The 14,466-nt window shown below is 44.2% G+C and carries 8 protein-coding genes; 3 read left to right on the top strand and 5 right to left on the bottom strand.

What is annotated here, in order from left to right; all coding sequences use genetic code 11:
- Positions 1-143 precede the first annotated feature (143 nt).
- Together NCI00_RS15445 and NCI00_RS15440 are read left to right on the top strand one after the other, a co-directional pair.
- Positions 144-863, top strand: coding sequence for a pyridoxine 5'-phosphate synthase (locus tag NCI00_RS15445; RefSeq protein ID WP_253528977.1), 720 nt, complete (start codon positions 144-146; stop codon positions 861-863).
- A 33-nt stretch (positions 864-896) separates the two neighbouring features.
- Positions 897-1,280 (top strand): RidA family protein, encoded by a 384-nt coding sequence (locus NCI00_RS15440; RefSeq protein WP_253528975.1) that lies wholly within the window; start codon positions 897-899, stop codon positions 1,278-1,280.
- A gap of 79 nt (positions 1,281-1,359) precedes the next feature.
- Here NCI00_RS15440 and NCI00_RS15435 read toward each other — a convergent pair whose 3' ends face one another.
- Positions 1,360-2,538, bottom strand: coding sequence for an acetyl-CoA C-acyltransferase (locus tag NCI00_RS15435; protein WP_166560163.1), 1,179 nt, complete (start codon positions 2,536-2,538; stop codon positions 1,360-1,362).
- 280 nt (positions 2,539-2,818) lie between these two features.
- The gene (locus NCI00_RS15430; RefSeq protein WP_253528973.1) at positions 2,819-4,903 is read right to left on the bottom strand and encodes a LysM peptidoglycan-binding domain-containing protein; all 2,085 of its coding nucleotides are present in this window, start codon (positions 4,901-4,903) and stop codon (positions 2,819-2,821) included.
- Between the two features lie 914 nt (positions 4,904-5,817).
- Between NCI00_RS15430 and porU2 the strand changes: the two genes are divergently transcribed.
- Positions 5,818-10,755, top strand: coding sequence for a putative type IX secretion system sortase PorU2 (gene porU2 / locus NCI00_RS15425; protein ID WP_253528971.1), 4,938 nt, complete (start codon positions 5,818-5,820; stop codon positions 10,753-10,755).
- A 45-nt stretch (positions 10,756-10,800) separates the two neighbouring features.
- On the opposite strand, the gene NCI00_RS15420 is transcribed toward porU2, so the two are convergent.
- The 3 genes from NCI00_RS15420 to NCI00_RS15410 all read right to left on the bottom strand — a co-directional run bounded on the left by NCI00_RS15420 (position 10,801) and on the right by NCI00_RS15410 (position 14,411).
- Positions 10,801-11,829, bottom strand: a complete 1,029-nt coding sequence (locus tag NCI00_RS15420; protein WP_253528968.1) for an acyltransferase family protein — start codon at positions 11,827-11,829, stop codon at positions 10,801-10,803.
- On the bottom strand, positions 11,826-13,568 hold the full coding sequence (locus NCI00_RS15415; RefSeq protein WP_253528966.1) for a T9SS type B sorting domain-containing protein: 1,743 nt from the start codon (positions 13,566-13,568) through the stop codon (positions 11,826-11,828). Before NCI00_RS15415 ends, NCI00_RS15420 begins: the two co-directional genes overlap by 4 nt.
- Before the next feature lie 111 nt (positions 13,569-13,679).
- Positions 13,680-14,411, bottom strand: coding sequence for an esterase family protein (locus NCI00_RS15410; protein WP_253528965.1), 732 nt, complete (start codon positions 14,409-14,411; stop codon positions 13,680-13,682).
- Between the last annotated feature and the right edge of the window lie 55 nt (positions 14,412-14,466).

Below are 14,466 nucleotides of genomic sequence, written 5' to 3'. Positions count from 1 at the left end.
AAATTGTGTAAAAGACTATTTCCGAATACTTTTGAAACCATTATGATGCGTTGAAAGTTAGAATAACGGGCATAAGCATACTTTAAAATACGGCTTTACTCCCTCATTTCAACGCCCAACGGCACTAAAATATTCGATCAAAAATGACTCGCCTCAGCGTAAATATCAACAAAATAGCCACTCTGCGCAATTCACGCGGAGGCAACAATCCCAACGTTGTCAAAACCGCCCTCGATTGCGAAGCATTTGGTGCTCAAGGCATTACGGTACACCCACGTCCCGACGAACGCCACATTCGTTACCAAGACGTACTGGATTTGAAACAAGTAGTAACGACCGAGTTCAACATTGAAGGAAATCCTACCGAGCTTAAATTCATTGAACTCGTACTCGCCACCCGCCCCGCCCAAGTGACGCTCGTTCCCGACGCGCTAGGGGCCATCACCTCCAACGCAGGCTGGGATACCATCACGCACCGCGACCGCCTTACCGACTTGGTACAGATTTTTAAAGGTGCTGGCATTCGGGTTTCTGTGTTTGTAGACCCTATCGAGGCAATGGTAGAAGGGGCCAAAATTTGCGGCGCTGACCGCGTTGAACTATACACCGAGCCATACGCCACGGAGTACCCCGAAAATCGCGAAAAAGCCGTAGCACCTTACGTAAAAGCCGCCAAAGTAGCGCAGGAAGTGCGGCTGGGATTGAATGCAGGCCACGATTTGAGCCTCGAAAATTTACGTTATTTAAAAGAACAAATTCCGCATTTGGACGAAGTCTCCATCGGCCACGCGCTCATCTGCGACGCCCTTTATTATGGGCTAGAAAATACCATCCAGATGTATTTGCGTGAATTGGACGTCTAACATCTATTGTCTTTCATTTCAAACCCAAAAGTCATGTCCAAAAAAATAATCTTTACCAACGCCGCTCCCGCGCCGATTGGCCCTTATTCCCAAGCTGTAATGGTTGGAGATACGCTGTATGTTTCTGGCCAAATCCCCATGGACCCTGCCACGGGCGCGTTGGTCAACGGAACGATTGAAGACGAAGCTCGTCAGGTAATGCTCAACATCAAAGCCATTTTGAATGAGGCAGGACTCGACTTCTCCAATGTCGTTAAGACGGGCATTTTTTTGAAGGATATGAACAACTTCGCCAAGGTCAACGAAGTATATGGGCAGTTTTTTACGGATCAGTACCCCGCCCGCGAGACCGTCGAAGTGGCACGTTTACCAAAAGACGTCAACGTAGAAATCTCGGTGATTGCGGTAAATGACTAATACAATCACAAGGTCAGCCTTGGAAAGTTTTAGGCCGAGAAATTGATAATCCGTCTAAAACTTTCCAAGGCTGAATACATTAATTCAGGAATTCATAAATTCCTGCTACGCCTTGTCCACCGCCCACGCAGGCCGTAACCATGCCGTATTTTTGATTGCGGAGGCGCATTTCATTGAACAACTGCACCGACAAACGCGCACCCGTTGAACCCAACGCGTGCCCCAACGCAATGGCTCCGCCATTTGGATTTAACTTGGTCGGGTCAATGCCCAACTCCCGAATGACCGCCAATGATTGTGCCGCAAAGGCTTCGTTTAACTCGATTTGGTCAATATCGGCTAACTGCAATCCAGCTTGTTTGAGCGCAATAGGAATCGCCGCCACGGGCCCAATGCCCATAATACGCGGCTCCACACCCGCCGATGCGTACGACATCATACGGGCCACGGGTTTGAGGTTCAGCTCATTGACCATCTTTTCTGACATCACGACCACAAAAGCCGCTCCGTCGGAAGTTTGGGACGAATTTCCTGCCGTAACACTACCACCCGCCGCAAAAACAGGCTTCAAGCGAGCCAGTGCTTCCAAGGTGGTATCTGCACGAGGCCCTTCATCTTGGGTGACTACGTATTCTTTGTTTTTCTTTTTGCCGCTATTGACGTCAAAATAAGTCTCTTTGACGGTAATTGGCACAATCTGACTATCAAATTTGCCCGCAGCCTGCGCGGCAAGCGCTTTTTGGTGCGATGCCAACGCAAAAGCATCTTGGTCTTCTCGACTGATTTTAAATTGATTGGCTACCTGCTCCGCCGTCAGTCCCATACCAATGTAGTAGTCGGCGTGTTCTTTGGCGATTTCATAGTTAAGCGCCATTTTCCAACCCGTTGTAGGTACCATCGACATAGACTCTACCCCACCCGCCACAATACAATCGGCAAAACCAGCGTGGATTTTGGCCGCCGCAAGGGCGATGGCCTCTACTCCTGAGCCACAATAACGGTTGATGGTAAAACCTGGCACGCTTTTGGGCAAGGCCAATAGCGAAATATAGCGGGCAATCTGCATTCCCTGCTCCGCTTCTGGCACGGCATTGCCTACGATGAGGTCGTCTACGCGAGCAGGGTCCAAGGCTGGCAATTGTGCCATCATGTGTTTGATTACTTCGGCTCCGAGGTCATCGGGGCGTGTAAAACGGAAAGTACCTTTGGGGGCTTTGCCCACCGCCGACCGGTATCCGGCTACAATATATGCGTTCATGGTTTAAGGTTGTTTCTCAATTTAAATTATTCACTACAAAACAAACATTTTTTTTGCAAAAAATACTCTGCAAGCATAACAAATTATTTTAACCAAGCCACTGATGCCCTTAAACTCTAACCTTATTTGGAAATACTCAAGTTACTAATGTGCAATAAAAACGGGAAACGAATGTAAGAAAATGACTCAAGCGTTTTGTTTTTTAGCCAATTTAACTCATTCCTAACAAAAAACCCCTCTCTTTTAGGAGAGGGGGAAATATACAATTGAATTAATTCAATTAGGCTTTTTTAATAATTTTGATTTTTTGTCCAACTCTAATAACAGTATCAACCAAGTTGTTCCATTCCTGAATTTGTTTAATACTTACATTATACAATACTGAAATCCGGTACATAGTCTCCCCATTCTTTACTTCATGATACCAAGTAAAAGCAGAAGGCTGCACATTAATTTCCTCTTTTTTAGCCTTGATGGGTTGTTTGTCCGCATTATTAATATTTTGTTGAGTGTCTAAATAAAGGACAAGCGGCTGTCCAACCACCAAACGATTCGAAGTTTTTAGATTATTATAAAACAATAAATCTTTTACCGTTATGCCATAAATTTGAGCAATACTGAACAAAGTTTGCCCTTTCTTTACGATGTGTGTAATTCTGCTTGAATTGTCAAAATACGCTTCCGAATCTAATTCTTCTGCACTCATTTCGGAGCCAGATTCATCTGAGGGAACATTAGCGTCTTTACTTCCTACATCTGGTATAACCAAATCGTAAGTGTGCTTATCATCAGCGATTAGGTTTGGATGATGCACAGTTCTCGATTTAGTCATCTGCGCACCGACTCTATTTGTTTCTGTCTCAGGTACAATTTCTTCTCTTGTGCTGGTCTGCGCTTTGGGTAGTACCCCTTTGCTATCTTCCAAAACTTGCTCACTATCAGCTTCAAATTTGCGTTCGTTTAACTTTACTTGGACGATATCGGCGGGCTGTATTTCCTGGTTTTTATTTTCAAACAACGCAGGAGTTTTTTCAAGGGGAATACTTTTTGCATTTATTGAGGGCAAACTGACAATCTCGATGGGAAAATCCTTAGGGCGTTTTTCTCTTAGCCACAGCACACGGCCAGTTTGAAGTTTTTGGGGGGCAGCCATTCGGTTATAAACCAAAATATTCTTCATTCGTATACCGTATTTTCGCGCTATGCTATGTATTGTCTCATCTTCACTGACGATATGAAAAGGCACAGCGGCTTTTTTATGTTTTGATGCTAAATAATACACCTGCTTTGACAAAACGGGGTCTGTCACTTTCAGCTCATTATACTCAAGAAAATCTTCCAAATCTATACCTGCTTTACGGGCCAAAGAAGTGGGCGTATCACCAGCATAGGCTCTAATGCCTGGCAATCCATTAATCTCCCACCGCACGGGGGCAATTCCGTTTGAATTTCCATATTTTTTAATGACTGGAAACCCTAAATCGCCGTTTTCAGGGTTTAATTGAACGTCCTGTTCAATTTTGCTCTTGATACTATAAATTTGAGATGGTAAAGCAGGTATCACTACTGAATATGCTTTTTCAATCGGAATATAATCACCCAGTATCCAACTGTTAAAGTCGCGTAAAGATTTTTCTTCAACACCAAATTCTCTCGCAATATCCTTTAAATTTTTCCCTCCACAATTTGGGTATTCTAATAAAGTTAAATTCGTAGAATTTTCATAAGAAATAAGCGAATAATCTACCGCAATTTTACAGGCAAAAAAGGCAAGAATATAGGGGTTTGTTTCATCATTTAGGTATATATTTTTTTTATCTGTCCAATCTGGCAGGTCAAATTTATTTATTTGACCATTGCCTACATAAAAATAAAATAGTGTTGAAAGCCAATTATCAAAGACATTATTTATTTCTTTTAAATAGGCGGCTGTTGCGTACGTAGAACTGACCACATTCATTCTTTCATCAATCTGATTATTAATACTAAGACCATGGTCCATGGCAATTTTAGCCGTCAACTGCCAAGGCCCCGCCGTAGTCGTTTTCATATTAGTATGAAACAGCAATTTACTTTGATGAATTGCTAGGTATATAAATTCTACGGGCAACTCTTCCTCAAGTAGTACATTTTCAATTATAGGCTTGTAAACCGCAATTTGTTCAAGCGTTTTATTCCAACTCTGTCTCTTCCCGATTATTTCTTTGATTTGTTTTTGTATTAATGCTCGTGCATTATCATCAAAATTAATATTTATATCCGCAAAAGTTACTTTTTCTGGAACCGATGGAATATATACCAATTGCGCATTTACCATTAGGGCAAATGGGATAAAAAAACATAAAAAAAATAGAGCCTTTCTCATTGGAACGTACATATTACAGGTTATACACTCAAAAATCTAATTGTGGTAGGTGAAAAAAACAGTAATTAATAGTCTTGGTATTTATTACAAAAAATGCCTATCACAATTTTAGTAAAAATCCTTAATAAGGATAACTTAAATAACAATAAAAAAAATAAAAACTTTTTATTGCTATTTACAAATAACGTAAAAGCAAATTTCGGCAAGCAAAAATCTAACTTAATACAAACCCTAGTTATGGCAAATAAAGCGTTGTTTTTTGTCAAAATAGTCGTTTTAACAATATATACAAAGCAAATCTAGCAACATTAGATATATTCTAAATAGCAAATAAGACATTTTAAAAAAGCTCTTTCCATAAACTAAGCCTGTTTTCTATCTACCTTTAAAAGGCCCAACAACCAAGTGATTATTGAACCTAATTTCAGAGATTAAATGTCAAATACCGTATCGTACTATTTATAACATTTTAGTTCATTTATTTTACACATTTTATACTTATGTTATCCATTAAGATACCATTACAAATACCTTTCTTAGTAATTCGGAATATTATTAACCCTTAACCTGCAATCAAAATGAATATTTTTATCCCTAAAAAAATAATTGCCAATATTTATACCAAAAATATTCTTAAAACAAACTCTTTTGTTTTTAAGAATCAGTTAGTTTTCTTGTCTAATATAGTTTACAAAAATTTTGTAAAAGCTTTTTAAAATTACCCAAAGAGATGATAAAGCATTTCGGCCAAATCTCTCTTTTTAGAGCTTGATTGTTCATTATCAACTCAATACAACCCATCCCTTTCGTTAACATCTCTAAAATCCTCCTCTCCACTTACAGGATTTTTACTATTTCCGGAGTAAATTGCATCCGTTTCTACCGGCATAGGTAAATCCGTAACATACAATCAGATGCGAGTTAGGTTAGCGGCTGTTATCAGCGTATTCTTTTTCACCCATTTCGTTTTATCCACCCACGCCCAAATCACCTATGGCAACGAATGGATTAATTATCAGCAAACGTATTTTAAGATTCCAGTCGCTCAAAAAGGGATTTATAAAATCTCAACGGCCGAATTACGCCAAGCGGGGTTTCCAGTAGGAACAACCAATCCAATTTCGCTGCAGCTGTTTTTCCGGGGTGAAGAGCAGGCTATTTGGATACAGGGAGAGGCCGATGGAAAATGGGATGAAGCTGATTATCTGGAGTTTTACGGAGAAGGAAACGACGGCACCCAAGACTCTTTGCTGTACATTCCGCACAGTGCCCAACCCCACAAAATCTATAATTTGTACACCGACACTACGGCTTATTTTATCACATGGCGTTTGGATGGGCAGCCCGGAAAGCGCATGGCTTCGTATCAGGAACAGAATACGTCTAACCTATCGCCCGAGGCATTTCACCGCGAAGATTTGTTGATTTCTAACATTGCAAGCTACAACTACGTAGGTATGTCGGAAGGGCTGATGTACCCGTTGGGGACATCGCAGGGCGCTCAACATTCGTATTATGACTTTGGTGAAGGTTGGTCAGGGCCTGAACTTTACAAAAACGCGGTCGTTTCCAAACGAATTCAACTAGAAAACCCCGTTCGTACCAATTTTAAACCCCAACTCGAACTTCATTTGATGGGGCGCGACCATCGCCTGCATTTTGTGGAAATTAAGGTGGGAAGCAGCCCCGTAGCCAATCGGTTGGTGGATACCGTACGGTTTAACCACCAAAATGCACTCTTGGTGCAAAGAGAAATTGCGTTTTCGGATGTATCGCTCGACAGCAACCGAATTTCTATTTCTACCACTTCACGCGGCACTTTTCCTGAGCAAGCAGAAGATGTATACAGCATCACGTATTACCGCTTACGCTATCCACAACGTTTTGATTTACAGAATAAAACCCAGAAATATTTTTACCTTAACCCAAGTACCGTTGGCAAATCTTACCTTGAAATCCCCAACTCTGCAAACGACGTTCGTTTGTTTGACATCACGGATAAAAAGAACATCACTCGCATCGGCACCACGCTTGAGAATGCTACCCTAAAGGCCGTTGTTCGCGGGACAAACACCGCCAAAACACTTTTTGCTACGCGCACGGTTCTCTCCGTACCAAGTATTCAACGCGTTGGTTTTCGGAATATAGACGCTACCAAAGCCAATTATCTCATCGTCACGCATCGCAATCTGGCAAGTGCAGCCAAGCAATTCGGTAGCTATCGGTCATCCACCGCAGGTGGGCGTTATGACACCCTGACCGTGGATACGGATTTCTTAGTGAATCAATTTAACTACGGCGAATTCAGTCCGTTGGCTATTCGCCGTTTTATTCAGTTTATGGCCGACAAAGGCAATCCTCGCTTTTTATTCATTATTGGCCGCACCGAGCAGGTCGATTTTAACCGAACACGACCTACCCGCCACCAAACAGATATGGTGCCGACGTTTGGGTGGCCGGGTTCAGATAATCTTTTTTCGCACGGACTCAAAGGGCAACCCCAACTCCTTGCCGCCATTCCCACGGGGCGACTTTGGACCGACAGCCCGCAAACCGTACTGAATTATCTGGAAAAAATACGGGAACATGAAGCTACGCCCATGAACGCTCTCTGGCGTAAAAATGTACTTCACCTCAGCGGCGGTACTACGTTGTTTGAGCAAGGTCAGTTTTTGCAAATCATGAATAGCTTTAAACAAAAAGCCCAACGCCAATATTTAGGCGCACGCGTCACGACCATCACCAAAAAAACAGACGAAGCAGTTGAGTACGTTGGTATCGCCAATGAAGTCAATGAAGGGGCAGGCATCATTACGCTTTTTGGCCATTCTAGTTTGCAGGTAACTGATATCAACATTGGGCATGTTTCGGATGATGTCTTAGGATTTCGCAACAAAGGACGCTATCCGTTGGTCTATGCCAATGGCTGTGTATTGGGTAATTTCACCTTCGGTTCCAATACTTTTCCCATTGATTGGGTAGGTGCCAAAGACCGAGGCGCCATTCTATTTTTGGCCCATTCCAACTATGCCTTTGTTCACTCGCTCCGTGACTTTGCCAGCACTTTTTACGAAACCCTTCTCGGCGACAGCACCAATCTGAGCCGTCCGTTTGGGGAAGTGCACCAACAAATCATGCGCAAAACATTAGCCAAACTCCCCAATGACCCTATTTATCAGGCAGATGCGCAACAAATGACCTTGCAAGGCGACCCCGCCATAGTATTGTTTCCAACCAAACAACCCGATTATGCCGTAATAAGTCAGGGAATCAGCGTAAAAGGTAAAAACGGAAGCGCAATTGGGCCTTTGAGCGATTCATTGGAAGTACGGGTGGTGGTTTCAAATTTGGGACTTTACCGCAACGAAAAACTTCCCGTGCGCCTCACCCGTACTACCCGCGACGGAGCCGTGCAAGTATTTGAGGCTACTTTTCCCTCCGTGGCTTATCAGGACACATTGCTGTTTCACATCCCAAGCGACCGTAACCAAAATGGACTCAATCGTTTTGAAGTGGCGTTGGACCCTACCAATACACTTGTCGAAATGAACAAGTCGAATAATATGGCAGCAGTCGAAATCGCCCTGCCCGTGGCTGGTGCGTACCCGCTCATGCCCGCAGAATATGCCATTATTTCTTCGATAGAAAACGGAATACCGACGGTACAGTTGTTGGCACAACACATCGACAACGCCAGCCGAAATTATACCATTGAACTCGACACCACCGCTCGTTTTGATAGCCCTTTTAAACGCTCACAAAATGTCACAGCACCCCTACTGCCTAGTTGGAAAGTAGCGTTACTTTCCCGCGACAGCCTCACTTATTTTTGGCGCATCCGCTACGCCGACCGCCCCGCTGGAACCGACAACGTATGGAGTGAAAGTTCTTTCACTTATATCCAAAACGCAGGCGAAGGCTGGACTCAGCGGCAAGCCGCACAGTTTACCAAAGCTACCCCACTCGACATTAACCTTTCTCTGACGTCACAACCCACCTGGAACTACACTCCCATTGCGGTGCCCATAAAGGCGGTGGTGGCAGGAAGTTCGGTAGGAGGGTTTAATCAGGGGCATCAGGTGAATCAGCTCACTATCAGCGACATTTTATTTGTGGCCCAAAGCAATTGTAGCACCTTTCAAGGAGCCAATGCCGAAGCAAACATCGTCGTAACGGCCCTGCACCGCGACAATCTTCAGGCGTATTCGGTCATGCCAAGTCGAAATTGCGGCAACCCGCCTTACGTCATGAATACGCTTCGTCAGCCCGAAATCATTAACAATCAACTGTTCAGCAAATGGATTGATGCCGTCCCCAACGGCGATTGGATTGTGCTTATGTCGGTCGGTGCTGTGCGTTTTGACCAATGGCCCGCCTCCGAAATCGCTAAATTGAAAGCTTTGGGTGTCAACGAAACTATTTTGCGTAGCCCAAATCTGCTCATTCTTCAAAAGGGGGCCAACAAACCCGCCCTAGAATTGTCCACCGACCCCAACGATATAGCGCCTAGCATTAAGACACTGACCTTGGATGGATTTACCTTAAAAAGCACCAAATCAACTGGACAAATTACATCCTCACTCATTGGCCCAGCCAGTAGTTGGGCCTCTCTTACCAACCAACAATCCATTGTCAATACCCAACAATCAACCCTAACGGTGTTAGGTGTGGATTTGAACGGAAAAGAAACACCCTTGTTGGTCAATCAATCAGCCAATAAGTCATTAGACTTAAAAACCATCGACGCTCGCCGTTATCCTTTCTTACGGTTACGGTTGCGTTTAACAAATCCTGAAGTCAATATTACTACTCCCGCCCAGCTTCGCCATTGGCTCGTCACGTATACGCCCGTGGCCGAGGGGAGCGCTACTTCTAATCTCAGCGGCGTGATTGAGCGACAGGAAGGAGAAATATTGACGGTGAATGTAGCTTTCAAAAACGTTTCCAACGTGGCTTTTCAAGATTCCGTGGTGGTACAGCAAACGATTTTCGGCCCCAGCGGCACACCTCAAATCACCGAAAAAAAACTAGCTAAACTCGCCCCCAATCAAGAAACTTCTTTTACGGTATCGCTCCCGACCTTGGGCCGTGGCGGTGATAATCGTTTACTGGTCAATTTTAACCCACGCCGGCAACCCGAACAAAGCTATGCCAACAACGTCGTCAATCTTCCTTACACCGTAATTGCAGACCGATTGGCGCCTGTACTGGATGTGGCCTTCGACGACCAGCGCATCAAGGACGGAGAAGTGATTTCGGCCAATCCCCTGATTGTGGTGCAGCTTAAAGACGAAAATAAGTTTCTGTTTAAGCGCGACACGGTTGGCATTGATTTGTCTCTCCAGCGCCCAGGTCAAAGTACCTTCCAGCGCATCAGTTTTACAAATCCTGCCCTTAGATTCACCCCTGCCGACAACCAAAATGTAGTACGTATCGAATACCGCCCCGGCACGCTTCCCGACGGACTGTACACGTTGCAAGTACAGGGAGCTGATGCCACCAACAACCGTACAGACCTGTATCAAATTACCTTTAGGGTTATTAATGAACAAAGGATTATAAGCGTTGAGGCCAACCCAAATCCTTTTCAAGATTTTCTACGTTTTGCATTTACCATTTCAGGCAAAGAAGCTCCTACCGAAGCCACCATTGTCGTTGCTGATATAGCAGGCCGGATTGTCAAAGAGGTAAGTCTTACACCTCGCGTAGGAGCCAACGAATGGATTTGGAATACCACCGCAGGATTGGCGATGGGCACTTATGTTTACCGAGTTACAGTCAAAAAAGACGGCAAAGAACTTACTTTGGGCGAAGGCGTGAAAACGACCGGTAAGTTGGTGTTGTTGCGGTAATGCATTGTTTCACGCCAAGGCGCTAAGAAGCAAAGTTTAGCGTCTCTACGCCTTTGCGTCAATAATCAAGAAGTACAGAGGCCGTTCTACCCATCGGTACAGTCCATACGCCACAATCCACAGCAAAATCAACAACAACAAGCCGTTGTTGGAAACATAACGTTGTAGCACTACTGCGACAGGCCCAATATGAATCAGATAAAATACGTAAGAGGATTTACCCAAAGTCTGAGTCAATGAATAGGATAATACGCGGTTAATGAAGGTTTTTTCGGTAGAAAGACCCACTAACCCAAAGCCAATAACAACTGGTAGCAAGAGATTATACAGAAGCCACTCGGTATAAAAAACCGAGAATTGTCCATAATAAACCGCTAAAACGTAGCCGATTACCGCCCCAATTGCTCCCCCAACCGCTATGATGGTTTTGAACCGAAAGGCCGGTGGGCTCTGATTTTTTTGTAGCCACAGCGCCGCATAAATCCCAACGCCAAATTCAAAGAAACGACCAAAAATCGTATAGAAACTCCCAAACGATAAGTGATTTTTGTACAACACAAACAGCCCCAAAATAAAGGAAGAATACAACAAAGCCACTCCTAACCACCGACACCTAGCCACCAGAGAAATCCACCACGGCGCAAGGAGGTAAAAACATAGTTCAACCGTCAACGACCAACTTTGGGGAATACCGCTAAAAACCAACGATGGAATCAGCCCTTTGAGAAGTAAAAAATTAGAAAATTGCGCAAAAAAAGAAGCCGTTTCATTTCCTTTTGTAAACCACTGAAGCCCATAAAGCCCCGTCAATAACAGCCAATATAGGGGCATAATTCGTGCAAAACGCAGCAGATAAAAGCGTTTTCGTTCGGCAGTAGAGTTTAGCTTGTCGACGTAATTCAACGTAATTAGAAAACCACTGAGTACAAAAAATACCGTCACGCCCACGTAGCCTTCTCGCGCCAACTGATATAAAAAGGAGGATTCAGGAAACGGATTATAGTGATGAATATAAACCAACAAAGCCGCAAAAGCGCGTAAACCCGTCAGAGAAGGAACGTGAGAAGAGGTCATCGCACCAACAAAACTGAGCCTGTATAGTGGCTGGTTTCACCGTTTGTGAAGGCAACGGCGATTTTATAAACGTAAACTCCCCCTTCCGCAATTTCACCTAAATAACGTCCATCCCACCCCTGCTTGGGGTCGGCGAAGGTAAAATTTTCATTCCGAAAAACGATTTCACCCCAACGGTTATAAATCGCCATTTCTTTTATTTGTTTAACGCAGGAGTTACCGTACACGTAAAAGACATCGTTTTGTTGGTCATTGTTAGGAGAAAAAATATCGGGAATGTAAATATTACAGGGCAAGACAAATACATTAACTTTTTCGGATTGCTGACACGCCTGGCTTGCGTTCTTGACCGCCACCGTATATTGAGTTGATTTCAAAGGATGTACCCAAGTGGAAGGGCAACTAGCACACGCAAGCCCCAACGACGGACTCCACTGCACACTGAATGCGCCTGCCGGCTCTACCTGTACCTCGAGCCGTGTGCTGTCGCCTTGGGTAATAGACGAATTTCCTATGATTTGAACCTGCATTTCTTCAACAATCAAACGGGTAGTTACCATGCTGTCGCAGCCTGAAGTCCGCGCCACCGCCGTCAGATACGTACCCGGTTTTGTGTATACCGAATCCCCAACTCTAAGGCTTTGCCCAAGGCAAATGGTCACGGTTTGGGTATGATTAGCCGCAGGAATCACCGTCAGATTCAGCCGCACGGTGCTATCGCATACGTTGGTCCGTAAAATTCTTTTTACGTGAATGCCCGTCGTTTTAAAGCTTTCACCGTCTACTTTGACTTCTTCGCCTTCACAAATCGTTCGGGAGATGGAGGTATCGGCTTGGTAGTATTTTATCTTATAATCCAGTTGCAATTGACAGCTTTCGTCCAGTTTATCCAACGGGGAAATTTTGACCGTATACACTTCTCCCAGATTGGCTTTTACACGCGCATTCGCCGTCTTTTCGCCATTACTCCAGAGATAGCTCCCAAATCCATCGGGCGCATTCAACGTCATGTATCCCTGTGCATCAGGGCAAAGCGTGTTTACTTTTACCTCTGATTTTACACATTGGGCATCAAAATACGCATACCCAAAATGCTCCCTACCCGTGCAGCCGTGGGCGGTTACTTCAATCTTAATGATTCGCCCTATATAATTGCGCAAATCAATGGCTCCCGTGGTCCAGTTTTTATATTCAATGTCGCCTTGGGTTTTGAATCCTTCGCTTGTACCTGCGTTTTGCAACTGAACCCCAAAAGAATTACAAGACAGAGGCTCTCCGTTACTATCAGTGATATTAATGTCAAATCCTGATTTTTGGGCGTCAACGTGTCGATTATCATTTTGCAGCACAAGTGCAAACTGATATTGAAAAAGCGTATTTTCGGGGGTGACGAGAAAAGACGTTTTGATGCGGTCAAACGAGCCGCCACCCATAGAATAGTTGGTACCGATACGGATAGAATGTGTACTTCCCGGAGCCACCATCGGAATTTTTTCGTTGGTAATCTTAGGGTCAAATCCGTCGCTGATGCTTGTAATATAGTGTCTTGCGTTTATCGAACCCGTCGTTTCGTTTTGGTAGGCGAGTTTTGCGTTTGAAATCCGTACAACGCCGTTGGTCAATTCCCACCCCAAGGTAGTCCCTGACTCAAAACCGATGTTGCCGCAGTCCACTTGCTGCCCCAGCACCCGGGCTTTGATAAAAACCAAAAGACTAATCAATATCAATGCCCTTTTCATTAGATGCTATAGAGTTTATCAGAGTAGAATAAATTACGCACGATGAAATCGGGATGTTGCATTTATTTTAAGGAACGCGGCGGGTGAGAGTTTTCACTCCTTAAAGTTAGCTCAAAATCTTGTTTCTAAATAGTATGGCAGCATTTTTTGCCACGAAGGCCAATCGTGCGGAATATCCTGTCCCCACACATCCAATTCATGACTGACGCCTTTTGAATGAAGAATGTCGGACAAATAACGCGACGAATCTGGATCCTCATAACTCCCCGAGCCCGTTACGATATGAATGTGCCCGTCAGAGCGGTATTTTGACAGATACGCCTCGTCTTTGAGATTGCGTAAATAATGCACTGGTGAATTAAAATACACATTGTCGTCGTAATGCCCTTTGGTATAGGCAGTCAGGTCATAGCAACCACTCATCGCAATCACCCCATTGAGGAGGTCGGGCCGACGAAAATAAAGATTGGCCGAGTGAAGGGCGCCAAAAGATGCCCCCGCCGCAATAATCGGAGTATCTGGCCCAACTTTACTTTTGATGTACGGAATTACTTCGTTGTAAATGTATTCATTGAACTGCTGGTGACGAATGCCTTTATCACGGCCATTCATGTGCGGGTTCATCCAGCTTTCGGTATTGATGCTATTGACCGAAAACACCTTCACTTTTCCTTCATTGATAGACTTACCAATGCTCTCGATGAGCCGACAGCGCTCGTATTCAAGGTAATCTGATGCCGCCGTAGGAATCATCAAGAGGGCAAACCCATAATGCCCATACGTGGCAATTTCCATGTGTTTATTAAGTGCCGGACTGTGCCAACCGTCTAATTCGCGATGCATATTGATTTTTTGATTAATTGAAGAACTAATTATGAGAAAGGGTTTATCAAAAAGC

It is taken from the genome of Runella salmonicolor, assembly GCF_024158025.1.
In the GTDB taxonomy this organism is placed as follows: Bacteria; Bacteroidota; Bacteroidia; order Cytophagales; family Spirosomataceae; genus Runella; species Runella salmonicolor.
This window is presented reverse-complemented; position numbering and strand designations above follow the sequence as displayed.